This is a genomic window from Myxococcales bacterium, assembly GCA_016703425.1.
GTDB lineage: Bacteria > Myxococcota_A > Polyangia > Polyangiales > Polyangiaceae > JADJCA01.
In genome coordinates this window covers 221,754-245,713 of sequence record JADJCA010000015.1, presented here as the reverse complement: position 1 = coordinate 245,713, position 23,960 = coordinate 221,754, and the positions used below count along the sequence as shown (strand labels likewise).

The window sequence follows — 23,960 nt, the reverse complement described above, 5'->3', positions numbered from 1 at the left end:
CTGACGCGACGCCGCTAAGGGTCGAGCGGGTGCCGCAGCTCGAAGTCCCGGCCCTCGCTGGTGGCGAGGGCTGTGTCGACGAAGCGCCGCAGAGCGTACATCTGCTCGGAGCCCATCCCCTGGCCGACGAACGCCAGCGCCCACACGAAGGCCGCGAGGACCGGCGAAATGGGCAGCGCCCAAAGCGCCCACGGCGACTGGCCCACGAGGTGCTGCGAAAGGCCGAAGACGCCAGCCCCGAGCGTGCCGAAGGCCCCGACGGCGTGAATCGCCAGGTACAGCGTCCATACGTGAGGGTGGGGGGCGAACCGCGCGCGGATGTGTGTGCGTCCGTCGTCCTCGCGGAGCTCGAGGCGGAGCTGCGGCGACCAGAGATGGACCGCCGACGGGTGCGGCACGAGTTCGACGATCTGTTCGCGGATCATGACGGGCGCGACCGATTCGCTCTCACGATCGAGGTGAGCCGTGATGCGGGCCATGACCTCGCGTGCGGAAAGCGCGACGGAGAGATCGAAGGTTGGACGTGCCCGCGGCGCAGCCACGAGAGGTAGCCTAGTCCCGTTCGGTAACGGTCGCACGGCGTAAGCCCCCTTTGGCCGACGTCCATTCGACGGCCACCGTCGCTGGAGCTCGTCTCGCGAGCCGGCGGTGGGGGGCTCGTCGTCGGCTCGCGGAAAGTCTCGACGTGCCGCGCGCGATGCTGCGCTTGCCCCCGAGCGTCCGACTGTTCGTGGCGACGACGCGTCGCTAGTTTCCGACGACCAAGAGCGGCTGGCCGACCGCGGGATGCGTGTCCGCGATGTATTCGTAGGGCGGTTTCAGCCCGTAGTCGCCCCGGTGTCGGAACGCCGTCGCGCGCATCTTCGGCGTCGCCGAAGCGAACTCGGACTTGGGCACCGCAAGCGTCATGATGTTGCCTGCGAGGATGAAGCGCGCCGCGCTCGCGAACGCCGTGATCTGACTCGTCGCGTTCGCGTTGCGCGTCTTGAACTGCCATCCCCCGGCCGGCGTGTAGCCGACCTCGTACCAGCGATCGGTCCCGGCGAAGAAGTCCGCCGTATAGGGCGGCGTCGCGGGGTAGTTGTTGCTGGTGTTGTCGTCCTGATCGAACACGAACGCGTACTGGAAGTGATAGTTCGGATCGGACAGCGATATCTCGTCGCCAAAGATGGCCGAGGCATAGAGCCAGTCGCCTGCGCCGGTCGAGGCCGCGTTTGTTCCGCAGAAGGTGCGTCCGAACACGCCGTCGCCACAAGGGAAGATCGTGTTCCCGAAGGCCTTCTGGTGCTCCGCCGCATCCATCACAAACAGGCCGTACGTCATGGCGATGATATCGACGCCACCAAAGACGGGGCTGGGCGGGATGGTGGGGTCCGAGCTGCCGTGCAAGCCGCGTTCGGTGACGGGCACCGTGGACGTGGTCGCCATGGTCTTGGCCTTTGCCCCCCCGACGAGGCACGCGGTTCGCTGCTCCGGCGGGTCTGTCGGCAGGTAGCAGCCCGGCGGCGTCTCGGGCGAGGCGCACGGGACAACGTTGATGCGAACCGTCTTTGTCGCTGTCCGAGTGCCCCAGCTCGTGGTCCCGAAGATGCCATCGGCGACGACGTTGGCCGTGAGCTTGAAGACGACGTCGTACGTCTTGCCGACCTCGCTCGAGTCGGGGAAGTAGACGAACTGCTTTCGGAAGCCGAACTTGTTGAGCGCAGCGTTGAGTGGTTTGCCCGATTCGATCGTGATGTCGATGGTCGGCTTTTCAGCTCCCGTTCCGCAGGGGAAGCCATCGCAATACCAGCCTTCGGTGACGAACGTGCTGCCGGGATTCAGCGTCGGAAAGAACGACGCCGGATGAACGGTGGTCGCCGCGACGATCATCTCGAAGGTTTCGCCGGCACCGACCGTGACCTCCTCAACGGGCTTGGTGTTCCAATAGAGCTCGATGGGCGTGCCGCCGAACGCTTCGCGAACGTCACCCATGCTTCCACGCCCAATGAGGTCGTGGGCCGCTTCGGCAAGACCGACGCAACTCCAACTGCTCTCGTTGATGTTGCCCTGGCCGATGATGTTGTAGCCCTTGCCGACTTGTTGCTTGCAGAAGTCCACCACCGACGTGCGCTCGGCGGGAGAGAGCGGATTGCCTTCACCCGGTCGGCGAGCGCCAAGATAAAAGTGACCGGAGTCGGTCTTGAACCCGGGCAACGAAGCCTTGCGAACGCCGGACTGTGGGATCGGCTGCTCCGGCAGACCTTTCTTGCGAGCGTCGTCGCGACGTTTGATCGCGGACTTGATCTCCTCCTGGGAGACGGTCGTCGACTCGTAGACCTCGTCTTTCGTCCCCCCGACGCACGGTGTGCCGCCGCCTCCGAAGATTCCGACGTGGCCCGGGTTCCAGTGCGGGCCCTTGTCGTTGTCGGCGGACGTGAGCACGAACAACATGTCGCCGGGACGGAGGTTGCGCGCCGGGATGTGTGGTATGAGATAGAGCAGTTCGTCGATTTGTATGAACACGTTGAAGAACGTGAAGTGCTTTACCTCGAACGATATCTTGTTCGCCGAGGAGTCGCGCGCCGTCACGGTCATGGGCTCGCGGTCGGTGAGCTCACTGCGGGCCCCGCGCATGGGGTTGAAGTCGCCGGAGGACCAACCGCGGATCGTCGGCTGCTGCCCGTCGATGGGATCGTAAGGCACGTGCAGCGTGGCGGGAGTCGAGAAGACCGTCGCCGTGGGCTCGAAGCGAAAGCTCTGGAAGCGGCTCGCGCGCGTCTGATCTTTTGGGACCTCGATGCTGAGCTCGGTGTCTTGTGCGAGCGCACCGGGCGGAATGTCGAAGACCGCGCCGGCGGGCAGCTCGAGGCTCGCGCCGGATGCCGCGTTGACCTTCACCTTCGCGCTGAGAACGCCAGGCTTGGCTTCGACGAACGCGAGCGGAGTCTTGTTGGGAGAGGCATCGGCGGTGACGACCGCATCACCTTCGGCGTCGCCGCCCGCATCGGCGCCGGGTGTTGCGGGCGCCGGATCGTCGCTCGAGCACGCCTGGGCGAGCGAAATCATGAGCGCGAAAGCGAGGGCAAAGCTCGAGCGTCGGGGAGTGCGCATTGGGATCGAGACTCGCCGGGCGCAAGGGCCATAACCATCCCCCGGAAGGGGGATGCTATTTTGCTGCAAGATTCCGCAACTGCGGCAAATCAGCAGGCGCCTTCGATCGCAATGCGACCAGAGGCCGGGGCCCGCAAAATCGTAGGGCGGTGCCTTGGCGATGGCCGTACGCTCGCCTTGCGGTGGGGCGCGGGGGGCGAAAAGAACGGCTCGACGAGCTGGTCGATCTCTGTGAGCGAGGCATGCTCGCTGCGGAGCGTATCGACGCGCTCCTCGCGTGTTACGCAGAGGCCCTGGGCGCGAGCTCCGGGGCCATCGCCCAGGTCTTCGGGTTTCGGCCTTGGGCGCGTACGTACCGCGTTCCCCTGCCGTGGATCGAGTTTCACGAAGCCCACGCCAAACACGATCATTCCGCCGAGATCCTGTTGCCGCACCCGAGCGGCCACTCGTACAGCGTCTTTGGATCGGTGCGCGATGGCGTCACGCCCGAGGACAACCCGCTCGTACCCGCCCTCGCGAGGTTCGGCCTTGGCGACGCCTGCATCACGACGATTCACAATCCGTTCGGGCCGCGGCTGTTCATGGTCTTCTATCGCCAGCCTGGCGCGCCAGAGTTCTCCCGCGTCGAAGCGAACGTGATCCGAATGATGGAGCCGCATCTTGCGAAGGCGTTTGCGATGCGTTCGGCCCTCGCCGCGCTCCACAGCGACGGCCCGGCCAACGACGCTGAGGCGCGCCGGTCCGCCAACGCGCACGCTTGGCTCGTTGACGGCGACTTCGAGTGGAGCCCGCGCTCGCTCCCGCTCTTCGAGCGCACCCTTGGCGTCGGTCGGCGCAAGCTCCCCGAACTCGCGGCGCTCCTGCGATCCGAGGTCGAACGCACCACGCGAGAAGGCCGCGGTCGCACGTTCCGCATCGGCGGGCTGCGCGTCGATATCGCGACCTCGCTGCGCGACGGCAAGGACGAAACGCTGCTCCTCTTCTACGACGCCGGAGCGCGCCGTCCTCCGCTCAACGCAGCAGTGAAGCTCCTCTCGCCCCAGCAGCGTCGCATCGCTGCGTGTTTGGTCCGGGGCGACACGCTTGGCGAGATCGCCGCCGAGCTCTCGATTGGCCTCGAGACGGTGCGCACGCACGTGCGGGTCATCGCGCGGCGCTTTGGGGCCTCGACGCGAGCGGAGCTCGTGCTTCGCCTTTGCGACGCGTGACCTCCCCCGTTCGGGGGAGCGTAAGAGCCGAGCGCCGTCCGTAGTCTGTCGCGATGCGTAGTCGTGCACATTGGGGCGCCCTTGGCGTCTGTCTTGGTCTCTTTGCGATCGCGAACTGCAGTGACGACGAGGCCGCCGGGCCTCCTGCGGGAGACTCGGGGACCGCCGACGGAACGACGGGCGGTGGCGACTCGGGCGGTGGAGGCAGCGACGCCAACGGCGGCGCCGACACGGGCGCCGGCGGCGATACGGGAACGACCGATGCGGGCACGACCGATGCGCCGACGGATGCCCCTCCCGATGCGTCGCCGGGCGGTGGCTTCACGATCAGCGCGCCGGTCTCCGTGTTTGCGGTGCCGGTCGGATTTGCAGGAACGACGACTCAACATGTCGTCGTCGCGTCGACCTCTGGCGGTGTGACGCTCCGCGCCCTTGCCGACGGCGCGCTCCGGGGTACCTCCTTGACGGCGGCGTCACAACCGCGGGGCGCGGTGGCCTATCAGACGCGAATCAACCTCGGCGACGGCGGCACGCAGCTCGACGACATCGTCCAGTTCTTCAACAACACCACGCAGGCAAACAGCGCGTGGAACGCCGCCGCCACCGATTGGGGCCTCTCGCAGCTCCTGCCGCCGTTTCCGTGCAACGGGTGCACGTTCTCCGATCTCGCCGTGGGCCCGGCGCAGGTTCCGCCGACGGGTCACGTCATCACGGCCAACACCGGTGGCGCCGATCCGCGGGTTGGCTACAGCCATTACGATGCAGGGGCGAGCGCCATCGTCAGCAGCATCACGAGCTCCGTGCGCCTGAAGGTGGGCGGAGTGGGTCCGCATCTTCCCGTGAGCGCCGCGCAGGCGAGTGTGACGCAACAGGGCCTCGTGGTCGCCGTCCCCGCCGATGGCGGTGCCGGTGGGCAGCTCTTCGTGCATGACCGCACGGTTGCCGATGCCACCCACGTCGGCAGCGCCGGCGAGTCTCCGCGGATGATTCGCTGCTCGGAACAGGTGTGCATCGTCACCAACTCGGGCTCGAACAACGCGACGGTCTTTACGTGGAATGGCGCGGCCACGGTCGCGAACATCACCAACGTGGCGGTGGGCAACGTGCCGCAAGGTGTCGACATCAAGAAGACCGGGGCCAACTACGTCGCCGTCGTTGCGAATGCATCGGCCGGCACCGTCAACGTCGTCGTGCTCAACGCTAGCGCGGGCGTCGTGAGCAACACGACCGTAACGCTCACGGGATGCGCCAACCCACGGAGCGTTTCCCATGTCCCGGGCACGGACACCTATGCGGTCGCGTGCACGATCGACAACAAGATCGTGGTCCGCGCGCTCTAGCGCGCCGTCGGCCGTGCGCCGTGCCGTTGACCGTCAGGTCGGGTTCAACTTCTGAGCTCCGGGGCGAGCCTGACGGCGGCTAGGAAGCACGGCGCGACGATGAGGGCGTTGATCGTGCCGTGGACCGAGACCATGCCGCGGAGCCCAGCGACGGCGAGGAACGCCGGCATCGAGAGCTCGTTGTGCCACGCGAGCCCCATCGTGAAGACGAGGCCTGCGAGGCTGACGCAGCCGAGTGCGAAGGCGGTGCGATGGCGTGGCCACACGCTTCGCAAGAACGCTAGCTGCGAGGCCGGCAGCGCGAGCGAGAGGCCAACGACGCCGAGCGGCTTGAGCGCGCGGAGCTGGTCGATGCCGAACGCGAGCAAGAGGAACGAGACGAGGCACACGAGCACCGAGGCGACGTAGACGCGGCGCTCCGGACCGCCTCGCTGGGCGAGGGCCGCCAGCGCGCCGACTAGGATCCAGCCGAGCACGTTCCCGTGAAGCGCGGCGTAGTAGCTGAAGGCTGTCCCGTACCCGAGGATGCGAAGGTCGTTCGCCCCACCGACGAGCCACACCGCTGCGATGTTGCTGAAGAGGAAGGGGACGCTCGCCGCGAGCACGTCGGGGGAGCGGAGCGCCGCGGCGCCCTCTCGAGACGCACGCTCCCCGAGGAAGAGCGCGAAGCTCCCGGCGCAGAAGAGAAGCCACGCCCCACAGAGGACCGGCGCGTCCAGGAAGAGCCCGAGCGCCGCGCATGCGAGCGCCAAAACGTGCGCGCCGACGCGAAGCCGGCTTTGCTCGGCGAAGAAGAAGCGATGCGTGCCGAGCGGCCCCATGGCCATGGCCAGGAGCAAGAGAACGCGGAGCAGGGTGAGCTCGGACATCGCGCGAGCACCTCTCGGCGGGTGGGCGTGGAATACTCCCACGCCGAGGACGATGGAGATCTTCAGCTACCACCTCATAGAGGCGCCGGTCTACGGCGTCGCCGCCCGGGTGCTGAGCTCCTCCGCGCTGCGTCGCGTGCCCGGGTTGCGTCACGCGGAGTGCCTCTTGCCCATGAAGATGGGGCACGCGGTGGCGTCGCCGGGCCGATACCGCTTCGGGTCGCTCGTGATGTTCGCGTTCTGGGAGGCGGAGGCCGACCTCGAGCGCTTCCTGGAGGCGCCCGCTTATCGCGTGTTCACGCTGCCGCACTGGCACATACGCCTGCGCTTCTACCGGCGTTGGGGGAGCTACGCGGGGCTCGACGACGCCACGACTTACCCGGAGCCAAGAGAGCCCGAGGGGCCTGTGGTCGGCGTAACCTTCGCGCGCCTGAAGTTGTCCCAGACGTTTCGCTTCGCGCGCTGGGGCAAACCCGTCGAGGCTCAGGTGCGCGATCACCCCGGCGTCGTGCGCGCCGCCGTAGCTTTTCGTCCGTTCAACACCTTTTCGACCTTCAGCGTCTGGCGGAGCGAAGAGGACATGCTCGGCATGGTCCGCGGTCGCCAACCGGAGATCGACGGCACAGGCCACCGCGACGCGATGAAAGAGCGCGTCCGGCGGGACTTCCACTACGAGTTCACGACGATGCGCTTCGTGCCGCTCTCGGAGCACGGCCAGTGGCCCGAGCCCACGCCCCTCTTGCGCGCGTGAGCGCCGCGCGGTCACTCGGGCACCGAGCCCGCGCCCCTCACAGGATGGAATCGCCGTGTTTCGCGAACCAAGTCGTCAGCGCCGAACCAACGTACTTGGACACCTTGCTCGACCGAAAGCGCGCCGCGACCTCCGAGAAGCCGGGGATCGACGCCTCGTGAACGACTCGCAAGAGGGCCAGCGCCGCCCCGGCTTCACGCTCCTTTTTGGGATCGAGCTGTGCGAGGAGGGCCTTCGCCGCGGCGAGGGCTGACGCGTCATCCCGGCGCGCCGTGAGGAGCCCCGCAAGCGTGGCGGCCCTTGCGGGCGGAGCATCATCGGTGCGCGCTTCGAACAACCGAGAGGCACGGGCGGGCGCAGCCGCAGCGAACCGCGCCGCATATACGACGGGTTCCCCGTCAGCGTCTCGTCCGAAATTTCGCTCGACCAGGGCCTCGAGCGCGCCAGCGAAGGCCACCTCTCCCGCCATGATCTTGAGCATCGCGCGCGTCGTGCCGGCGTGGAGACTCGGCGCCTCCCGGAGCGTTCGCTCGAGCTCGGCGATCGCCGCCGCATCGCGACGCCGAAGCAGCGCCAGCGCCGCGAGCTCCGTCGTCGCCGTGTTCGTCTCGGGGAGCTGCGAGAAAAAGCGAACCGCCTCCGCGTGCAGAAAGGCCGTCGCGCCTTCATCGCCCTTCGCGAAGAGCGCCGCCGCCGAGAGCGCGTGGCGCATCCAGCGCCCCGCGTTGACGGCCGGACCGAAGGCTTCCATTCGCCCGCGGATGCGAGACCACGGCTCGCTCGCGCAGAGGACGGTGGCGACGGCGAGCTGCTCTTCGCCGCCTTCGCCCGTAGCGACCAACGCCAACACCAGCTCGGCGAGCTTTGCCGATGAGGCATCGGCGTCCAGAGCAACCTGCTCGAACAAGATCGCTGCGCCGGGGCGTTGCCGCGCTTCGCGAGCAGCAGCTCTTCGAGGTTGGCGTCGGGATCGGCGGGCCCCGCGTCGCGCACGACCTCGGCGTCGATCTGTTCGAGCGTTGAGCCATCGAGCACCGCTCGCACCAGCATGGCTCCCGCCGATTCGCCCCGCGTGGCCAGCGCTGCCGCGATGCCCGCTCGCAGCGCCCCGCGCTCTTGTCGAAGCGATGCCGTCCGTGCCATCGCCGCCGGTTCGAAGAGCGCTGGCCTCGTGCGAAGGGCGTCAGCGCGAAGGCGCGTCACTCCTGCTTCGTCCCACCATGAAGGTGTCACCGGCGCGCGCGCGTCTCGCTTGGCTTGGAGAACCTCGTTGGCGAGCGCCGCGAGTTCACGCGCCGGCGGATACGCGGATTCGAGGCCCACCGAGATCAGCTCGGCGAGCGCCTCGTGATTCCCGAAGACCAGGTGATGAAGCAGCCAATAGGACACGAGGTGCGGCGCGCGCTCGAGGATCGCGCGTTCGTCCTCGAAGCGCGCGAACGTGGCCGCGGCACCTATGCCGTCTCCGATCCCGTACCAGTCACCCTCGGGGAAGAGCAGCGCGACGATCCAATCGAGTCGCGGGGCGACCTCCGTCGGATCGAAGCCAACGGGAAGCTTCGCGCCTTCGAGTCGGCTGGGTTCGGCGGCGAAGGGGGCGGCAATGGAAGGCTCTCTGGCGAAGTAGCTGTCGGTTCGCAGCTCCTCGAGGACGAAGTCCGCGATCGACGGGGCGACGGGCCACAGGTCGCGCTCATCTTGATGGGAGGCGAACACGACGCTCTTGCCTTCGTCGGTGGCGCCCCAGCTCGCAAACCAGAGCTCTTCACGATCGAAGAGGATGGCGCTCGTTCCAAGGAACAGGCCGCGTATGCGTGCCGCGCGGGCCGCGTCGTGTTTCACGGCGAGCGCCTCAGCGAGCGTAGGGCAGGTCGCTGCGAAGAAGGTGTTGTGATAGCCCGCGCGAAGCTTCCGTCCGAGGATCGCCTGGTTCCACGCGGTCAGCTCCGGGCTCGCCGAGGCGTCGAGCCACGCGAAGAAGCGGGCGCGATCGGCGCGCCGCTGCGCGCCGACTTCAGCCTCTGGCCCGTGGTCTCGGCTCCTTCGTCGGCAGTCCCGCTCAGCGTGATCGCGTCGAGGAGCCGCGCGAGGTCGATCATGGGAGAACGATACGTGTCGAGCCGCCTCCTGAGAACATCCGCGGCGGGCGCCTCTGCGCTCGCCGGGCCGCGTCGCGCGTGCGTTCGCGTCAGCCGCCTGCGCCGGCATCCAAGCTAAGGCCCGTGCCGCCGAGGATGCAGGCGAAGTACTCCGAGAACGCCTGTTTGCACTCGTCCTTCACCTGCGTGCTTGAGGTCGAAGACGACGAGGACTTGCCGCTCGCGTCGCACGAGGCGGCTCCCGCGGAGCTCGACGACCCCTGGCACTTCGCGAGGGTGCTCGCTTGTCCGCTGCACTTGTTGCAGAGGTCGACCACAGCCTGCGTCGCCGCCGGGTCGTTGGGACACGCTTTGTCGCCCACCTTGGGGCACGTGACGGCGCCGCTCCCGCTGCTCGAGCTGTCGCTCGAGCTGGAGCACGCGATGAGCGCGCCGATGAACACGAACGAGCCGAGGCTGACGAGGGCGTTGCGCAATTGCATGAAGATCTCCTCTGCGACAAGCCATCGATGCGGGCGGCTACCGCCTCACCGTCGCCGTTTGAACTGGCGAACGTCGCGTGGGCACAGGTCTAACCCAAGTCGGCGGCCTTGGGCCACTCAAGACGAAAGACCGCTCCCGCGCGGCAAGGAGCGCGGCGCTGAAAGAGCGACGCGGCCCTACGGCGCCAAGAATGGAAGCCGAACCGCCAGCTCCGACGACGAGGTGATGCTGTCGGCGAGGTCGGCCCGGTCGCCGACTTCGCGCTCAGCGATGTGGTCCACTGGGTTCGCTCCCGTCGGGCTCGGCAGGCGCCGCAAGAAGAGCTCGTAGAGCAGGAAGACGTAGGCCTCGTCGTTCAGGCTGCCGACCTTCCAGCGGGCCGCGAAGTCCGCACTGTCGAGGAGTCCCCGAAGAATCGACCGCAACGTCGTCGCCTGAGACGTCACCGCCTGCGTCTCGCTGGCGATCGTCGCCGCACTGGGGACCGCGTCCACCGCGAGGCAGTGGACCGCCTCGACCCGCGCCGCCACGTTCGTCGACGAGAGCGTCAGGGGAGGCGGACCGAGCACGGGGCGGCGGGGCCGGCCGCGACGTGTGTGGCCCAGCCGAGGCGGACACGCTTGCTGGCCGCGGCGAAGGTCCCCGTCGGTGACGACGTGGCGTAGTACATCCACCACTGCCCCGCGATCTTCGCCAGCGTCGGATACGCGATGGAGCAGTAGTCCTTCACGGGGGCGGAGATGATGGCGCGCTCGCCTCCCACGGCCCGATGGGCGACGGCGCGCGCGCGAGCGCGAGATGCCAATCGTTGGAGCCATAGTCGAACCCGACGCGCTCGCATCGGTAGTAGTTGCCGCCGTTGTACGCCGCGTAGACGACCCCACCCTCGACGGCCCAATCCTGGATGTCGCGGTTGTTGCAGTCCCATCGATCGGTGCAGAAGGGGCCGCCGTCGGCTGTGAAGACGCCCAGCCCTGCGCTGCCCGCGCCGCTAAGGGGCGTCTGGAAGTCCGCGACCTGGGCAACCCGCACGGAGGTCGATTCGGTGCCTTCGATCCAAGGCTGCTGCCCGTCGTCGACGACGGTCCACTTCACGAACCTCACGCCGCCGAAGACGAGCGCGAGCCCCGTCGAAGCGGAGCGCGCGGGCGCCGCCTCTGCCGTCACCAAGCGAACGGGTGGACTCCAACTCGACGTGACTAGCGGAGTCGATGACCGCGAGACGCAGAGCGACGGCCCGTGGACGCCGTCGTCGCACTCCATCGTCAACAACCAGCCCCCGCTCTCGTCCTTCGTCAGGTGTGCGTCGTAGAGGTTCCAATCGCTCTGCGCTTGGAACAGCGCCCCGTCCTCGGTGAACAGAACGCCGTCGTTCGAGCGCAGTCGAAAGAGCGCAAAGCGCTCGCCGCCAGCGTCGTCGCTCACGATGCCACGGGTCACGGTGAAGAGACCGCCCGCGCCGTCGGGGGCGACCACGACCTTCTTTGATCCCACACCTTGGGTCGATTGCTTGAAAGTCGAAGACGATGGTTTCAGCCTCGCTATCCGGCTGAAAGCGAGCGGCCCCGGAGAACAGATCGGCCAGGCCTGGCTCGCCGGTCACGGCCGCGTCGATCCCGCCGTCGTCTTGAAGCGGCGCGTCGCCTCCGGCGAACGCGTCCGCGTCGGCCGTGGCCGCGTCGGCTCCCTTCGGTGGAGGGTCGACGGCGAAGGAGCGCTCGGGGTGAGACGCGCCGGACAGGCCACGCCCGAGAGGGCGACGCCCACGGCGGCCATCGTCCAGCGGCGCCTCATGCCCATCCGACGTTATCACGTGCGCCGCGCCGCCTGTTCCTGCCCCCCGCGGATCCGCTAGCCTCGTGCGCTGTGCGGCGCGCGGCGGCGTGGGGGATGGTGGTCTCGATGGTCCTGCCCGGGTGCCGCGACCCGGGCCTTTCCCGCGGCGACCGGCACCTCGCCGAGGGGAAGTTCCAGGAGGCGATGGGCGCCTACCGCACCACCCTCGACGGCGACGACGCCGAGGCGTGGGACAAGGCAGCCGCCAAGGAAGCGTTCCTCGACGCGTGGCGCAAGGAGCGGCGGCGAGAGAGAGCCTCGCGGAGGAGAGGTCCGCGCGCTCGAGCGTCAGCCGCTCGATCCGAGGCGACGCAGCTACGCGTCCAGGCGCTCCGCACGAGGCTCGGCGCCTTCGGTGATGTCGGACGCGAGCTCGCGATGCTTAGCTCGCTCGTCGAGCGCGCCTCCGAGCTTCGCTGGCAGCGCGTCGAGAGCCTCGCGCGCGCGCGGGAAGTTTGTGGCCGCCGACGAGCTCGCGTCGAGCATCCTCGCGAGCCCGGGCCTGCCGCCAGCGTTCGCGTCACGCACCAGGCGCTCCGCGAGCGAAGCCCGCGCCCACTACCGCGAGCGTTCACGCCTCGCGGAGGGCCAGCCCCTCACGTCGGCGCTCTACCGCGCGCTCGCCGAGCACTTCGCCCTTAGCCCGATCACGCCGGCGAAGGCCCTCGCCGCCGCCGCGACCCCGCGAGTCACCCTCGCGCTCGAGGGCCCGCCCGAATGCCGACCCGTCGCCGCGGCCCTCGACAAGGCCCTCGCGCCACCGGACGGCACCTTGCCGCTCTCCGTGACGCTCAGCGCGTCCTGCGCGTCGAGCGCGAAGGACGACGTGCGCGAGAGTCGGCCACGTACTGGGTCACCGAGCCGGCCGGGACGAAGCTCGAGACGGTCTACGTCGAGGAGACAAAGTGCGACTCGTACCCGTTCTGCGCGCCTGCGGTCGTGACCGCCGCAGGCGGCACGCAGTACGTCGTCAACCAGTGCCGCAACGAGGTTCGCTGCACGCCCACCATGGTCCCACGCACGCGCGAGGTGCCGGCCTTCAAAGACACGCCGCGCGTCGAAGCCGTACAAGCACACGTTCCGCACGTTCGAGGCGTCGGTCCGCGGCGCGCTCGTCGCGCGCCTCGATGGCGTCGGCGAAGAGCGAGCAGCGTTGACGCTCGCGACCTCGGCGAAGGACGAAGCGTACGACCGCGCGCAAGGGAGACGCGAGACGCGCGACCGGCGGAGCTTCGATGCGAAGCTTTCGACGGCGGCCGTCCTCGCGCGCTTCGACGAGGACATCGCGAAGTCCGGGCGCCGCGTCGTGGCGAAGCTACTCGAGCGTCGTGGTGACGCTCTCCTCGCGGCGTTGAGCCCGAGCGACGCCGGCTCCGCCCGTGACGAGGTCGTCGCGAGCGCGGCGCTGCTCGGTTCGCAGCGGGCGACCGCGCTGACGAGAGAGAGCGATGGCCTCGACCGCGACCGGATGCTCGCCTTCCTGCGCGGCATGGACCCGCTGCCACGCAACGCGGACTCTCCTCCCGGTCCGACGAGCGATCCGGCGCGGGACACGCCGCCGTCGCCGGCGTCGCGGGGCGGGTACGCCAGGTACGAGAGCACGCTCAAGGGCGAGCTGCTCCTCGGCACATTGGCCTCGGCGGACATTCCCAGCGGGCGGGCGCCCTCAAGGGGAGTCGACGTTCATGGTCGCAGCGAGGCTCGAAGGCTCGCTCCTCGGCGACGACGCCCCTCGGGGCTCCAGTTCCTGGACTCGGCGAGCGGGACCCTCGGTCTCGGGAGCCGAACTTCGGATGACGTGGTCGGTCCCGATCAGAGCGGCTTCGGCTTCCGGCTCGACGTCGACTACACGGCGCTGCTCGGCGCGCGAATCCGGCAGGTCGGGCTGTTCGCCGGCGCGCGCGCGGGGAATCTTCGCGTTCACCGGCGAGATCAACACGGGCTTCGCGTACCAGGTGCCGTTTTGCGCTCGCGCAGAAAGCGCGACTCGTCAAGAACCTGATGCCGACCCTGACGGGATGCGCGGTCTCGCTCGTCGGCGGCGACCACACGTCGGTCGAGCTCTTCGCGCCCTTGTCGAAGGAAGGCGACCACGCGTTCGGTCGGTGGGAGCGCATCACGGCGGACGCGAGCCTCGGCGGCTATCGGCCCGGCTTTAGCGATCCCGAAGCTCGGTTTCACCACGCTGCTCGTCGGCATCACAGCTTCGGTCGATGAATCACGCGAGGCACTCGTGCGGGCCGGCGGGTGTCCTCGCGAGCGCGGGCTCGCGACCGGTTGACGGAGGACGTGGGGCGTCGTCCGCCGGCCGCTCAGGCCAGACCCGCTGGCCCGTGTCCAGCGCCGATCGCCCGTAACATGGAGGATCGCTGAGGGCGGACGCACCCGCGCATGGCGCCCAGCCGGTACGCCCCCCCGCGCCCAAACGCTTTACAGCATACACTTGTGCCTCCGCGCACCCGGTCAGTGAACCGGCAACCTACGCGTCCCGTCGCCGCTCGCGTCTTCGCCCCCTTGGCCGCGGCCCGAGGGCTTGAGTGCGTCGCTTCCGAGTGCTACATGGCGGCCGAAATGAACAACATCCACGACTACGTCACGTTCGCGGACAGCACGCTCGCCCAGGCCTGGACCGGTAAGAAGGTCCCGATGTCCGACGTCTACGAAGCCTACATCGATGGCAAGCTCGACATCCCGAGCGACAAGTGGAACGCGTTCTTCGACGCGCGCAACGAGACGATGTCGTTCCGCATCACCGACTCGCACTTGAAGTGGGCGGTGACGAACTTCATCCCCGAAGTGTTCATTCACTCGAAGGACCAGGACAAGCGCGTCGTCGGCGACAACTACAACCGCGGCAACGACTTCTACAACTGGTTCCTCGGCGAATCGATGGTCTACACGTCGGCTTGGTTCCAGACGCCCGAGACCAAGCTGGAGCAGGCGCAGTACGCGAAGATCGACCACTGCTGCGACAAACTCATGCTGAAGCCGGGCGAGACGCTCCTCGACATCGGCTGCGGCTGGGGAACTTTCGTCGCTCGCGCCGCGAAGGAGCGCGGAGTCCAGTCGCTCGGCGTCTGCCTCGCGGAGGAGCAGGTCGCCTTCGGCCGCGAGCGCATCAAGGCCTACGGTGTCGAGGACAAGGCGCGCGTCGAAGTGCGCGACTACCGCAACGTGACGGGCAAGTTCGACAAGATCGTCTCGCTCGAGATGGTCGAGCACGTCGGCATCAAGAACCTCGACACCTACTTCGAGAAGGTGCACGACCTCCTCGCGAACGACGGCTTGTTCGTCCTGCGGTGGACGGGCATCCGCAACCTCTACAACCCGCAGAACCCGATCTCGGCGCTCACGCTGGCGCCCGAGGACCTGATCTGGGGCCTCTTCATGAACCGCTACATCTTCCCCGGCGCTGACGCGAGCCTGCCGCTCTCGTCGATGCTCCGCGCCGCTGAGAAGGCGGGCTTCGAGATCGCGGACGTCGAGAACATGAGCCCTCACTACGTCCGCACGCTTTCTGACGGCCCACCATCGCGAGGGTGCTTCTCGCGAGCTCGCCTCTTTGGAACGCGCGGCGACGACCCGGTCCAGCGTTGGAACGCGCGATGGAGGGCCGGCGAGCCGCCAAAGCCCAGGCGCGCTGCGACCTGGTCGAGGGGGAGAGGCTGTGACGTCATGAGCTCGACGGCCGTGCGATACCGAACCCCGTCGAGCACCGCGGACCAAGTGGTTCCCCGCTCGCGGAGTCGTCGCTGAAGCGAACGCACCGAGACACCTAGACGTCGAGCGAGGCTCGACAACCGAATCGGCTCGCGCCCAAGACCTGCGCCGACCTCGAGCGTCAGTCGTTCCAAATATCCGCAGCCACCCCCCGCGAGGAGCAAACCTCGGACCGCTCGCCGGGCCCGCGTGGCCGCCGCGATCACGCATCGGTCTCCGTGGTGCCTTCGAACGCTCACCCGTCAGCCGCACCATGATCGTTCCACCCACGGGATGCGCTCGCCGATCGTGAGCCGGCGGCGCGCTGTCTCAGCGGATCGATGTTGGCGCGTCCGGCCATTGTCTCGCGCGCTGCGCGGACTAGGGTCCGCGGCAAACAAAGCGAAAAATCGTCGGGCTGTCGTCGTGGGTGCTCTTGTCTGCGGTCGCGCACCTGCAGCACTGCGCCCGGTTTTGAGCCGGCGCCGACGGCGAGCGAGACGAGTGCGGACAAGGAATCCGGTTCGCCCGAGTCTTCGGACGCTCGAGGTGACGCCGGCGCGCGCCGGAAGGATGCCGGCAAGGCAGACGCCGCGAAGGGAGGCGATGCGGCCGTTGAGGGCGCCGCACCCTCCAGTGGCGGCGGAGCCGTTGGAGCGCAACTGCTCTCGGCGGCGTTCAACAAGCCGAACTTCTGCGTCCGCGTGGGCAGCGGTTGGAAGTGCGGTCTCGAGGGTGCAAGCGTGGACTCCGCGCTCGCAGACGCCGAGCAAGTGGTCTCTGGGTACGCAGACGCAATCTCCTGCAAGCGCGCGCCAAACGACGGAGCGGTCTCGTGTGGCGACGGCGACACTCGTACGCCGTCTTTCGGGTGCTTCGGCGCGTTCTGCCCCGACGCGGCGGTGCCGCGAACGTACGTGCCGACCGGACTCACCGGCGCCTCTGCCATCGCTCTTGGCGATCAAGCGTTGTGCGCGGTCCAGCCGAGCGGCGTCGCTTGCGTGCGGCTCTCGTTCAGTCTTGGGCTGGGCGCGCTTCAAGTTTCCGCTGGAAGCGTGACCCCGTGCCTTCTACGGGAGGCGCGCTCGACGTCGCGGTCGGCGGTCACTTTGGATGCGCGTTGTTCGCCAACGGCGGCTTCGTTGTTGGCGGAAGTCGCTCTACGAGGCTGACGTGACGGCCGCTCCTCGGCCGGTTGCCGCCGCCTCGCTCCGGTCCAAGGTCGTCGCGAGCCGCGCCGGCGCGCTGTGTGCTGCTCGTGGGCGGCGGCGTCGAGTGCTTCCGTATGCGCTACCAACCCAACGTGTCGCCAGGCGTTCCGATCGGCTTCTCGCCACCCGTGCGCGTCGTCGACGATGCGGTCGATCTCGACATGGCGAGCATTGGCGAGCGCGCGTCGATCGGTTCCGTGGGCGGCGGAGGCGGCGGAGGCGGCGGCGGAGTCTCTGGGGCCGTGCCCGAGCACGCCACGAAAGCCGAGGCATGCGCTGCGCTCCAGGACGGAACCGTAAAGTGCTGGAGCGACGGATTGAAGTCGTCCGGAGGTCCCGTCACCGCGCAAGGCATCTCGAATGCCACCCACGTGGCCGTCGGTGAGTTCTACGGCATGGCGCGCCTCGCGACTGGCGCCGTCGTGTCGTTCAGCAACTTCTACGGCCAGGCTGCGCTTCCGGTGCCGTCGATTCCGTAGGCGTCGGCGCGCTCAGTTCGCGCGCGCTACGGCGTCATCAGGACGCGCAGCATCAGCGCGTCGGCGGCTCGCGGCGAGCAAGCTCGAGCAGCGCTTGTTCGAGCTCGAGGCGTTCGGGACTTCCCTCACGGTGATCGATGGCCGCTCAAGCGCCGACCTCGCCTCGTCCGTGCGCCCGACGGCGGCGCGTGCGAGCGCAAGCGGATGAAGCGCGGCCGCGTGTCGAGCGCGCACGTCCCCCTTGCACCCGCCGTAGATGTCACACGCCGGCTCGAGGAACTCGATGGCCACCGTGGTCTCCTGTTGCTCGAGGGCGGCGCGTCCGACGAGACTCATCGCATCGGCGACCTCGGCGCGTCGGGCCTGCGAGAAGCGCGAGGAAGATCTCGAGCGCGCGATCGCCGAACGCACGCGCCGTCTCCGCTCGCCCGCATCGAAGGCGACGACCCCAAGCTCCGTCATCGCCATGGCCTTGTATCGCTGCTCGTGAGTCGTCGTCCCTGCGCGTTCGATGACCTCGGTGAACGCACGCACGGCGCCGGCGATGTCTCCGTCGGAGCGGCGAAAGAGGCCGTGATGGAAGAGTGCTGGCGAGGGAGCTCTCCGCCAACGCCGGCGCCTTCGAGGACCTCGAGGGCACCGCGGAAGCGGCGTCCGCGGTGTTGGGCATGCCCGCCGCCGCGGCCACCTCGGCGCCGAGCTCCAGCGCCTCCGCGTAGCGTGCGTCTGACGGACCGCAGGCCTGCCGCGCCCTCGAGATCGCCTCGTCGACCGTCATCACCGCATCGTCACGGTCACCATGGGCGAGCTGCGCGCGGGCCTCGGTGACGAGGGCTTCGGCGAGCATCGCGTCATCACCGCCGGCGCGGGCGTCAGCAAGACGCCTGCTCGCGAGAGCGAGCGCATCGTCAAAGTTGCCCTTGTCGAGGAGGAGTCTGAGCGCGTCGTCCATCGTTCGCCATTATCGGCGCACACCATCGAACGAGACAATACGCGCGCTCCGTGCCGTGAAGGTGACGCGAAGTGCGCGTCGGATCCGTTAGCATCGACGGCAAGCGCGGAGTGGAGCGCGCCGACATGGACCTGCGAATACGAAACCTCGAGCAGCTCGACGCCCGCGCCGTGACGCTCCCCCATGGAACGGAGGTCGTGACCAGGGTCGACCGCGTCCTCGGGCTGCGCCGCGTGCCCCAGGGGTCCGTAGGACGCGTCACCAAGGTCGAGGGCGACCTCGTCGAGGTTACGATCGTGGGCGTGGGCGTCGCGCGTTATGCGCGAGGCGAGCTCTCAGCGCGCCGGGTAGGGCAGGTCCGCTTCGCGCACCGGCGCGCTGATGCGTGGGAGGCGCTATCCGCCTGCGTCGTGCTCGACGCGGTGGTCGGTTCGCACGCCTGGGGCCTGTCCGATGCAAGCTCCGATGTCGATCGACGGGGCGTCTTTGCGCTGCCGTTCCAGTGGACACAGGGCCTTGTGGCTCCACCGGAAGACCTCGTGAGCGCCGACGGACGCGTTCGTGTCCGTCGGATCTACGGCACCTTCGGTCGCTATGCGCTCGGGCAGCTGCGGCGACTCGAGCAGGATCTGCGGCTCGCCGAGCACCGCGCCGTCATACTCGAGTGGCTTCGCGCCGAGCCTGCACTGAGCCTCGACGACGTTGCCGAGCGGCTGGCCCGCGTCGCGACGCGTGACGCGCCGTCAGAGGAGGACGCAGTGCTGCGCGCCAAGCAGTACGTGAAACAGCTCTATCGTTCGCTCGCCGACCAGGGCCTGCTAGCGACCAACGACTTCGCCGCGCTCGCGACCTTCGCCAGGGACAAGGCGGCGGACTTCGAGCTTCCGCGCGAGCTCCGCCCGAAAAACGCATACAACCTGATCAGGCTCCTCGCTACGGCCACGCGTTGGCTACGCGACGGGACTCCGACCTTCGAAGCCGAGGGGGCCCTGCGGGACCGGCTGGTCGCGATCAAGCGGGGAGAGGTCGCGCTCGCTGAGGTGCTCGCTGACGCGGAGGCGATGGCACCGGAGCTCGAGCGAGCGCGGGATGCGTCGAGGCTCCCTCGCAGGCCGGATGTCGTGCGCGCCGACGCGCTCTTGCGTCGAATCGGCGAGGAGCTCGCGCGCCGATGGGTCGAACGTGTGGCCGGTCCGCTCGGCGCGGGCGCGGCACCCGCGCCGGAGGTTGCATGGACCGAATGAGGCATGCCGAACGGGTCGACGAGGTCCTGACGACGGAGCAGCGCGCCGTGATGTCGCGTGTGCTCGCGGAGGAAGGGGCCCTTCGCGAGCACCTCGTCGTGTACCTAAGCGGTGCACACGCTTACGGCTTTCCGTCACCGGACAGCGATCTCGACCTCAAGGCGATTCACATCGCCCCGACGGCCGATCTGCTCGGCTTCGACGTCGCGCCTTCGACCGTCGACCGGGCGGCGATCGTGAGCGGAGTCGAGATCGACTACACGTCGAACGAGCTATCGCACGCCCTCGCAGGCATCCTGAACGGGAACGGCAACTTCCTCGAGCGCGTGCTCGGGCGCATGGTCGCACGCGAGTCGCCGCTCCTTGTCGAGCTTCGTCCGCTCGTCGCGCGCTCGCTGAGTCGTCGCTTGCACCGCCACTACCGAGGCTTCGCGTTGAATCAGCTCAGCTTCGCGGAGAAGGAGCCGACGGCGAAGAAGCTGCTGTACGTACTTCGGACGTCTCTCACCGGCATTCATCTGCTCGAGACGGGCGAGCTCGAGGTCGACGTCACGCGACTCTTCGACGTCTACGGGCTCGCGGATGCGAGGTCGCTCGTCGAGCGCAAGCGCAGCGGCGAGCGCGTCGGCATCGATGCAGAGCTCCTCGAGGCCTGGAAGCCGCGCATTGACGCCCTCTTCGCGCGACTCGAGGCGTCGCTCGACGGGAGCGTGCTCCCTCGAGAGCCGCCCCACGAGGGGCGAGCTGCGCAGTGGCTCCTCTCGGTCCGCAGGGCGCGATTGGCGTGAGGCACAAGTCCGTCCGCCGCCCGCTCGTGAACGTGGGCCCCGGCGTGGCGCGCCTCTTGGCCACCGCGCTCATCGTAGCGCTCGCGCTCCTCGCGTTGCCCGCGTGGGCGCTCACGGAGGCGCCTGACGCGGGGTGCGGTGTGGGCGACGTGTGCCGGCTCGACGATGCCTTCGACTCCGGTGCGCCGCGCTCGGCGCGCGAAGCGTCCGCGCCGCTCACGCTTCTGTTCTTCTGGGGCGTCGGCTGCCCCCACTGCGAAGAGGCGCGGCCTCTCGTCGACACGCTCGCCAAGGAGAACCCGCGTCTTCGCGTCGAGGCGATCGAGGTTCGACACGATCCAGCGGGGCGGCGCCGCTTCATCGAGACGATGACGCGGCTTCAGGCCACCGCCGTGGGCATTCCGACCTTCGTGCTCGGCGACGCGAGCGTCACCGGCTACGCGAAGGGACAAACGGACGTGCAGCTCCGCGCCCTTGTGGCAGACGCCTTCCCCGCGCGGAGCGCTGATGCCGGCGCGCCATCGACCACAACCAGCATCGCGACGCCGACACGGAAGACCGTCAGCGTGCCTTGGCTGGGCGAGGTGGATCCGAGCACCGTCTCCCTCCCCGGACTGACCTTGGGGATGGGTCTCGCGGATGGCCTCAATCCTTGCGCCATTTGGGTCCTCGTCGTGCTCCTCGGGATCCTCCTCCGCGTTGAGACGACGAAGCGAATGGTCCTCTATGCAGGCACGTTCGTCCTCATGTCAGGTGTCGTCTATTTCGCGTTCATGGTGGCATGGGCCACGCTCTTCGAGCTCGTGGGGCTATCTCGCATCGTCACTCGAGTCCTCGGAGGTGCGCTGCTCGCCATGGGGCTCGTCAACCTCAAGGATGTCGCCTGGTTCAAGAAGGGACCGTCGCTCGTCATCGCCGACAAGGTCAAGCCCGGCCTCTTCCGCCGCATGCGCGCCGTCGCCGGTGCTGCCACGACCCCCGCCGCGCTCGGCGGCATTGCGGCGCTCGCCTTCATCGTCAACCTCGTCGAGCTCGGGTGCACGCTTGGCCTTCCTGCCATCTACACGCGCGTCCTCTCGCTTCGTGGCCTCGCCGCGGCCTCGCGATTCGCCTACCTCGCGCTGTACAACGTCGCTTACGTCGTCCCGCTCCTCGTCGTCGTCGCGGTGTTCATCGGCCTAAAGCGCCGACTCGCGATGACAGAGACAGTCGCCCGCGCCCTCAAGGGCGTGAGCGGACTCCTCTTGACCACGTTTGGGCTGCTGTTTCTCGTGGCCCCCCACCTGCTCGCAGCGATGTGAAGCTCGCGTTCTGACGGAGTGCAAAGGGCGCGAGGTCCGTGCAGCGTTTGCGGCGGACCCCTCGTCGCGACGGCTTCCCTTTGCCGGGCCGCGCCGTGGAGCCGCGCGAGAAGGACGCCTCCACCCTTGCGAGAGGCGGCGCGAGTCTTGCTGGCTGCTCCCATCTTGGCGGCGACGGGGCAGGGGGAGCAGCTGGCGGCGGGCGGGCGCACGCACCATCTCGGCATTTGGGCGCACGCCTTCGGCTACTTTGCCTGCTACGCGCCCTATACCGCGCTCACGAAGGCCGCTTCGGAAGGCACGTGGCCCGGCCTCGCGCGGCCCATCGACGGCTTCGAGCTGCTCCCCGTGACGACCCTCGCGTCGCTCGTCGGAATGCTGGTGTTCCTCTCGGTGGCGCGCTGGTGGCGCTACGCGCGCACGCGCTCGCTGTTTGGGAGGTCGGTTCCATCACCCGGGCGATGGACGCTCCTCTCAGGCCTCTGCACCGCGTGCATCATCGGGACGACGACGCTCGCCTACACGTTTCACGGCGTATCGATCGTTTTCATGATGCTCCTCATGCGGGGCGGACTCCTCGTCGTCGCGCCGATCGTCGATCGCGTGAGTGGACGTGAGGTTCGCTGGCAAAGCCGCGTGGCGCTCCTCGTGAGCCTCGGCGCGCTCGCCGTCGCGACGTTCGATCGCGCCAGCTACGAGCTCACCGTCCTCGCGCTGCTCGACGTCGTCGTCTACCTCGCAGCGTACGTCGTGCGACTTCGCTTCATGAGCCACCTCGCGAAGTCAAACGACCGCGCGGTGACGCTCCGCTACTTCGTCGAGGAGCAAATGGTGGCGACGCCGGCCATCGTGTTGACGCTCCTCCTTCTGGCCGTGATCGGACGGGGCGACGCCATGCTGGCGATTCGCCGTGGCTTCGTCGACGGGTGGGCTCTGGGGCCCGTCGTCGTCGGAATCATCATCGGGCTCCTCTCTCAGGGCACGGGGATCTTTGGCGGGCTCATCCTTCTCGACGCGCGCGAGAACAGCTTCTGCGTACCCGTCAACCGCGCGTCGAGCGTCCTCGCCGGCGTCCTCGCCAGCGCGAGCCTCGCGGCGTTCCTCGGAGGCCGCGCGGTGCCGGCAAGGGAGACCATCGGCGCGAGCCTCATCCTCGCGGCGGTCGTCGTGCTCGCTTTGCCGACGCTCGCAGCGGGCCGGCGCGGCCCGCCGCCGTAGCGGGGCTCGCCGGGAGAACCTATCCTCGCTCGATGCAACCGAATCCTTTCGAGCCGCCCGCCGCATCGCCCGACCCGCGTTACCCGGTCGCAACGCGCACACCGCTCCTCCTCGCCGCACTCGGCGCTTGGGGCGCGGCGGCGTATTGGGCGCTGCTGACGGCGCTCATCGCCCTGGGTGCCGCGATGGGGGCCGTAAGCCCGACGGCTCTCATCTTGCCGATCGTCCTCATTGGACTCTACGTGCTGAACGGCGTCCGAATGTTCAAGGGTGAGGCGCGCGCCGTCCGCTCTCTGCTTTGGCTTCACGGTGTGGGTTGCTTGGTCGCGATCATTCAAGTCGCCACGTCCAGCGGCCTGTTCGTTGCGCTCCAGGCGATCAAGGTCGTGATCCACATCTTCGGTGTCGCGACGGTGGTGATGGCGCGTCGCCACGTGCAGAACACGTGGCTCCAGTGACGAGCGCGCGGCGACCGGGGTCTCCTTTTGGGCCGTCGTCTCGTGGGGCGCGAGCGCGGCGTTAGCAGCGATGGACAACGCTCATCGTGCAGCCTGGGACGCGCTCGACGAGGCGCAGCGCGGTCGCGTCCTCGCACGGCTCGCCCAAGCCTCGGCGACGCGCGCCATGGCGGATCGCGATCTCTACGCCAGCAACACCACGCTCGAGCCCACGGTGGAGGTGTACGGCGCGCGCCGTGTCGGCGAGACGCTCATCGTCGACTACCTGTTTTCGTGGTGGGAGTGGTGCCCCGCGCAGTCCGGGTCCGACTGGAACTACCACTGCGTGTATCGCGGCACGGCCACGTTGGTCGGCGAGCGCTACAAGCTTGAGCAGAACGAAGTGGAAGCCGTGCGCCGCGACTACGTCCACGAATACGACGAGAAGAACTACGACCGCGACGCGGTGCTCGCCGAGGTGCGGAAGCGGCTCATGGGAAGCTCGGGGTAGGCGAGGGCGGCGCCCCTGTTCGACGCACCCTCGTCGACTTCGCGCGAAAGCGGGCGCCCGTTGGCCCCTACGTCCCGCCCGCGTAGAGTTCGCCCCATGGTGGCCCTAGGCCACGCGGTGCTTGCGGTCGATCTGCGAAAGTTCGGCGTCGAGCCACTCTTGGCGGGCCGTGAGTCGGCGGCGTCGCGATGAAGGCGGAGCGCCTTCCGAAGGCGGCGACGCGAGGTCCTCCGTGGGAGCGTCCTCCTTTCGGGAGACTTCCTCGGGCGCGTTGGTGAGGAACCGGAAGCGGAGGGAAGGAGGCGGGCTCATGCTCACGAACCAACCAACCAGCTTCGCGCACCGAACGCCAAGAAAGCGGACGCAGAAACGTAGGACATGAGGCGCACGCGACTCGCGGTTGCGCCCGCTCATTGGCGCGTCGTCACGCTTCCGTCGCGG

The 23,960-nt window shown here is 68.5% G+C and carries 26 protein-coding genes; 14 read left to right on the top strand and 12 right to left on the bottom strand.

The window, feature by feature from the left end; genetic code table 11:
• Positions 1–14: 14 nt before the first annotated feature.
• Together IPG50_28000 and IPG50_27995 are read right to left on the bottom strand one after the other, a co-directional pair.
• Positions 15–542 (bottom strand): hypothetical protein, encoded by a 528-nt coding sequence (locus IPG50_28000; protein MBK6696021.1) that lies wholly within the window; start codon positions 540–542, stop codon positions 15–17.
• 205 nt (positions 543–747) lie between these two features.
• Entirely contained in the window at positions 748–3,048 is a 2,301-nt protein-coding gene (locus IPG50_27995; GenBank protein ID MBK6696020.1) for a hypothetical protein, read from the bottom strand.
• Positions 3,049–3,335: 287 nt separating this feature from the next.
• On the opposite strand from IPG50_27995, the gene IPG50_27990 reads away from it, so the two are divergent.
• Together IPG50_27990 and IPG50_27985 are read left to right on the top strand one after the other, a co-directional pair.
• Positions 3,336–4,301 (top strand): hypothetical protein, encoded by a 966-nt coding sequence (locus tag IPG50_27990; protein ID MBK6696019.1) that lies wholly within the window; start codon positions 3,336–3,338, stop codon positions 4,299–4,301.
• Positions 4,302–4,354: 53 nt separating this feature from the next.
• Complete coding sequence (locus IPG50_27985) at positions 4,355–5,641, top strand: hypothetical protein (GenBank protein MBK6696018.1); 1,287 nt, start codon at positions 4,355–4,357, stop codon at positions 5,639–5,641.
• Positions 5,642–5,685: 44 nt separating this feature from the next.
• Here the strand turns inward: IPG50_27985 and yndJ are convergent, their stop codons facing one another.
• Entirely contained in the window at positions 5,686–6,510 is an 825-nt protein-coding gene (gene yndJ, locus IPG50_27980; protein ID MBK6696017.1) for a YndJ family transporter, read from the bottom strand.
• 52 nt (positions 6,511–6,562) lie between these two features.
• Between yndJ and IPG50_27975 the strand changes: the two genes are divergently transcribed.
• The gene (locus IPG50_27975; GenBank protein MBK6696016.1) at positions 6,563–7,261 is read left to right on the top strand and encodes a hypothetical protein; all 699 of its coding nucleotides are present in this window, start codon (positions 6,563–6,565) and stop codon (positions 7,259–7,261) included.
• A gap of 37 nt (positions 7,262–7,298) precedes the next feature.
• Here the strand turns inward: IPG50_27975 and IPG50_27970 are convergent, their stop codons facing one another.
• The 7 genes from IPG50_27970 to IPG50_27940 form a co-directional block, all read right to left on the bottom strand.
• The gene (locus IPG50_27970; protein ID MBK6696015.1) at positions 7,299–8,168 is read right to left on the bottom strand and encodes a hypothetical protein; all 870 of its coding nucleotides are present in this window, start codon (positions 8,166–8,168) and stop codon (positions 7,299–7,301) included.
• A 1,033-nt stretch (positions 8,169–9,201) separates the two neighbouring features.
• Positions 9,202–9,360, bottom strand: coding sequence for a hypothetical protein (locus tag IPG50_27965; GenBank protein ID MBK6696014.1), 159 nt, complete (start codon positions 9,358–9,360; stop codon positions 9,202–9,204).
• Between the two features lie 89 nt (positions 9,361–9,449).
• Positions 9,450–9,842, bottom strand: a complete 393-nt coding sequence (locus IPG50_27960) for a hypothetical protein (GenBank protein ID MBK6696013.1) — start codon at positions 9,840–9,842, stop codon at positions 9,450–9,452.
• A gap of 177 nt (positions 9,843–10,019) precedes the next feature.
• Complete coding sequence (locus tag IPG50_27955; protein MBK6696012.1) at positions 10,020–10,412, bottom strand: DUF4214 domain-containing protein; 393 nt, start codon at positions 10,410–10,412, stop codon at positions 10,020–10,022.
• Complete coding sequence (locus IPG50_27950; protein ID MBK6696011.1) at positions 10,391–10,573, bottom strand: hypothetical protein; 183 nt, start codon at positions 10,571–10,573, stop codon at positions 10,391–10,393. Before IPG50_27950 ends, IPG50_27955 begins: the two co-directional genes overlap by 22 nt.
• A complete protein-coding gene (locus tag IPG50_27945; protein MBK6696010.1) occupies positions 10,570–11,337 on the bottom strand; it encodes a hypothetical protein in 768 nt (255 codons plus the stop codon). The genes IPG50_27950 and IPG50_27945 overlap by 4 nt, the downstream gene beginning before the upstream one ends.
• Positions 11,338–11,994: 657 nt before the next feature.
• A complete protein-coding gene (locus IPG50_27940; GenBank protein MBK6696009.1) occupies positions 11,995–12,207 on the bottom strand; it encodes a hypothetical protein in 213 nt (70 codons plus the stop codon).
• Between the two features lie 625 nt (positions 12,208–12,832).
• On the opposite strand from IPG50_27940, the gene IPG50_27935 reads away from it, so the two are divergent.
• The 4 genes from IPG50_27935 (at position 12,833) to IPG50_27920 (ending at position 17,068) form a co-directional block, all read left to right on the top strand.
• Positions 12,833–13,681, top strand: coding sequence for a hypothetical protein (locus tag IPG50_27935; GenBank protein MBK6696008.1), 849 nt, complete (start codon positions 12,833–12,835; stop codon positions 13,679–13,681).
• Positions 13,681–13,896, top strand: a complete 216-nt coding sequence (locus tag IPG50_27930; protein MBK6696007.1) for a hypothetical protein — start codon at positions 13,681–13,683, stop codon at positions 13,894–13,896. The genes IPG50_27935 and IPG50_27930 overlap by 1 nt, the downstream gene beginning before the upstream one ends.
• A 354-nt stretch (positions 13,897–14,250) precedes the next feature.
• Positions 14,251–15,435 (top strand): class I SAM-dependent methyltransferase, encoded by a 1,185-nt coding sequence (locus IPG50_27925; GenBank protein ID MBK6696006.1) that lies wholly within the window; start codon positions 14,251–14,253, stop codon positions 15,433–15,435.
• Positions 15,436–16,663: 1,228 nt separating this feature from the next.
• On the top strand, positions 16,664–17,068 hold the full coding sequence (locus tag IPG50_27920; GenBank protein MBK6696005.1) for a hypothetical protein: 405 nt from the start codon (positions 16,664–16,666) through the stop codon (positions 17,066–17,068).
• Between the two features lie 12 nt (positions 17,069–17,080).
• On the opposite strand, the gene IPG50_27915 is transcribed toward IPG50_27920, so the two are convergent.
• Entirely contained in the window at positions 17,081–17,602 is a 522-nt protein-coding gene (locus IPG50_27915) for a hypothetical protein (protein MBK6696004.1), read from the bottom strand.
• Between the two features lie 265 nt (positions 17,603–17,867).
• Between IPG50_27915 and IPG50_27910 the strand changes: the two genes are divergently transcribed.
• The 7 genes from IPG50_27910 (at position 17,868) to IPG50_27880 (ending at position 23,519) form a co-directional block, all read left to right on the top strand.
• The gene (locus IPG50_27910; GenBank protein MBK6696003.1) at positions 17,868–18,194 is read left to right on the top strand and encodes a hypothetical protein; all 327 of its coding nucleotides are present in this window, start codon (positions 17,868–17,870) and stop codon (positions 18,192–18,194) included.
• On the top strand, positions 18,146–19,264 hold the full coding sequence (locus tag IPG50_27905; protein MBK6696002.1) for a nucleotidyltransferase domain-containing protein: 1,119 nt from the start codon (positions 18,146–18,148) through the stop codon (positions 19,262–19,264). Before IPG50_27910 ends, IPG50_27905 begins: the two co-directional genes overlap by 49 nt.
• A complete protein-coding gene (locus IPG50_27900) occupies positions 19,261–20,052 on the top strand; it encodes a nucleotidyltransferase domain-containing protein (GenBank protein ID MBK6696001.1) in 792 nt (263 codons plus the stop codon). The genes IPG50_27905 and IPG50_27900 overlap by 4 nt, the downstream gene beginning before the upstream one ends.
• Positions 20,049–21,353, top strand: a complete 1,305-nt coding sequence (locus tag IPG50_27895) for a thioredoxin family protein (GenBank protein ID MBK6696000.1) — start codon at positions 20,049–20,051, stop codon at positions 21,351–21,353. Before IPG50_27900 ends, IPG50_27895 begins: the two co-directional genes overlap by 4 nt.
• 147 nt (positions 21,354–21,500) lie before the next feature.
• Complete coding sequence (locus IPG50_27890; GenBank protein MBK6695999.1) at positions 21,501–22,571, top strand: hypothetical protein; 1,071 nt, start codon at positions 21,501–21,503, stop codon at positions 22,569–22,571.
• A 32-nt stretch (positions 22,572–22,603) separates the two neighbouring features.
• Positions 22,604–23,029, top strand: a complete 426-nt coding sequence (locus IPG50_27885; protein ID MBK6695998.1) for a hypothetical protein — start codon at positions 22,604–22,606, stop codon at positions 23,027–23,029.
• Positions 23,030–23,099: 70 nt separating this feature from the next.
• Entirely contained in the window at positions 23,100–23,519 is a 420-nt protein-coding gene (locus IPG50_27880) for a hypothetical protein (protein MBK6695997.1), read from the top strand.
• A 105-nt stretch (positions 23,520–23,624) separates the two neighbouring features.
• Here IPG50_27880 and IPG50_27875 read toward each other — a convergent pair whose 3' ends face one another.
• Positions 23,625–23,831 (bottom strand): hypothetical protein, encoded by a 207-nt coding sequence (locus IPG50_27875; protein MBK6695996.1) that lies wholly within the window; start codon positions 23,829–23,831, stop codon positions 23,625–23,627.
• Positions 23,832–23,960: the final 129 nt, after the last annotated feature.

Excerpts from the sequence above, each read along its gene's own strand:
- IPG50_27995 (MBK6696020.1), bottom strand. The coding sequence starts at position 3,048 with ATGATTTCGCTCGCCCAGGCGTGCTCGAGCGACGATCCGGCGCCCGCA.
- IPG50_27990 (MBK6696019.1), top strand. The coding sequence starts at position 3,336 with ATGCTCGCTGCGGAGCGTATCGACGCGCTCCTCGCGTGTTACGCAGAG.
- IPG50_27985 (MBK6696018.1), top strand. The coding sequence starts at position 4,355 with ATGCGTAGTCGTGCACATTGGGGCGCCCTTGGCGTCTGTCTTGGTCTC.
- yndJ (MBK6696017.1), bottom strand. The coding sequence starts at position 6,510 with ATGTCCGAGCTCACCCTGCTCCGCGTTCTCTTGCTCCTGGCCATGGCC.
- IPG50_27975 (MBK6696016.1), top strand. The coding sequence starts at position 6,563 with ATGGAGATCTTCAGCTACCACCTCATAGAGGCGCCGGTCTACGGCGTC.
- IPG50_27965 (MBK6696014.1), bottom strand. The coding sequence starts at position 9,360 with ATGATCGACCTCGCGCGGCTCCTCGACGCGATCACGCTGAGCGGGACT.
- IPG50_27960 (MBK6696013.1), bottom strand. The coding sequence starts at position 9,842 with ATGCAATTGCGCAACGCCCTCGTCAGCCTCGGCTCGTTCGTGTTCATC.
- IPG50_27930 (MBK6696007.1), top strand. The coding sequence starts at position 13,681 with ATGCCGACCCTGACGGGATGCGCGGTCTCGCTCGTCGGCGGCGACCAC.
- IPG50_27925 (MBK6696006.1), top strand. The coding sequence starts at position 14,251 with ATGAACAACATCCACGACTACGTCACGTTCGCGGACAGCACGCTCGCC.
- IPG50_27920 (MBK6696005.1), top strand. The coding sequence starts at position 16,664 with ATGCGCTACCAACCCAACGTGTCGCCAGGCGTTCCGATCGGCTTCTCG.
- IPG50_27910 (MBK6696003.1), top strand. The coding sequence starts at position 17,868 with ATGGGCGAGCTGCGCGCGGGCCTCGGTGACGAGGGCTTCGGCGAGCAT.
- IPG50_27905 (MBK6696002.1), top strand. The coding sequence starts at position 18,146 with ATGGACCTGCGAATACGAAACCTCGAGCAGCTCGACGCCCGCGCCGTG.
- IPG50_27900 (MBK6696001.1), top strand. The coding sequence starts at position 19,261 with ATGAGGCATGCCGAACGGGTCGACGAGGTCCTGACGACGGAGCAGCGC.
- IPG50_27885 (MBK6695998.1), top strand. The coding sequence starts at position 22,604 with ATGCAACCGAATCCTTTCGAGCCGCCCGCCGCATCGCCCGACCCGCGT.
- IPG50_27880 (MBK6695997.1), top strand. The coding sequence starts at position 23,100 with ATGGACAACGCTCATCGTGCAGCCTGGGACGCGCTCGACGAGGCGCAG.
- IPG50_27875 (MBK6695996.1), bottom strand. The coding sequence starts at position 23,831 with ATGAGCCCGCCTCCTTCCCTCCGCTTCCGGTTCCTCACCAACGCGCCC.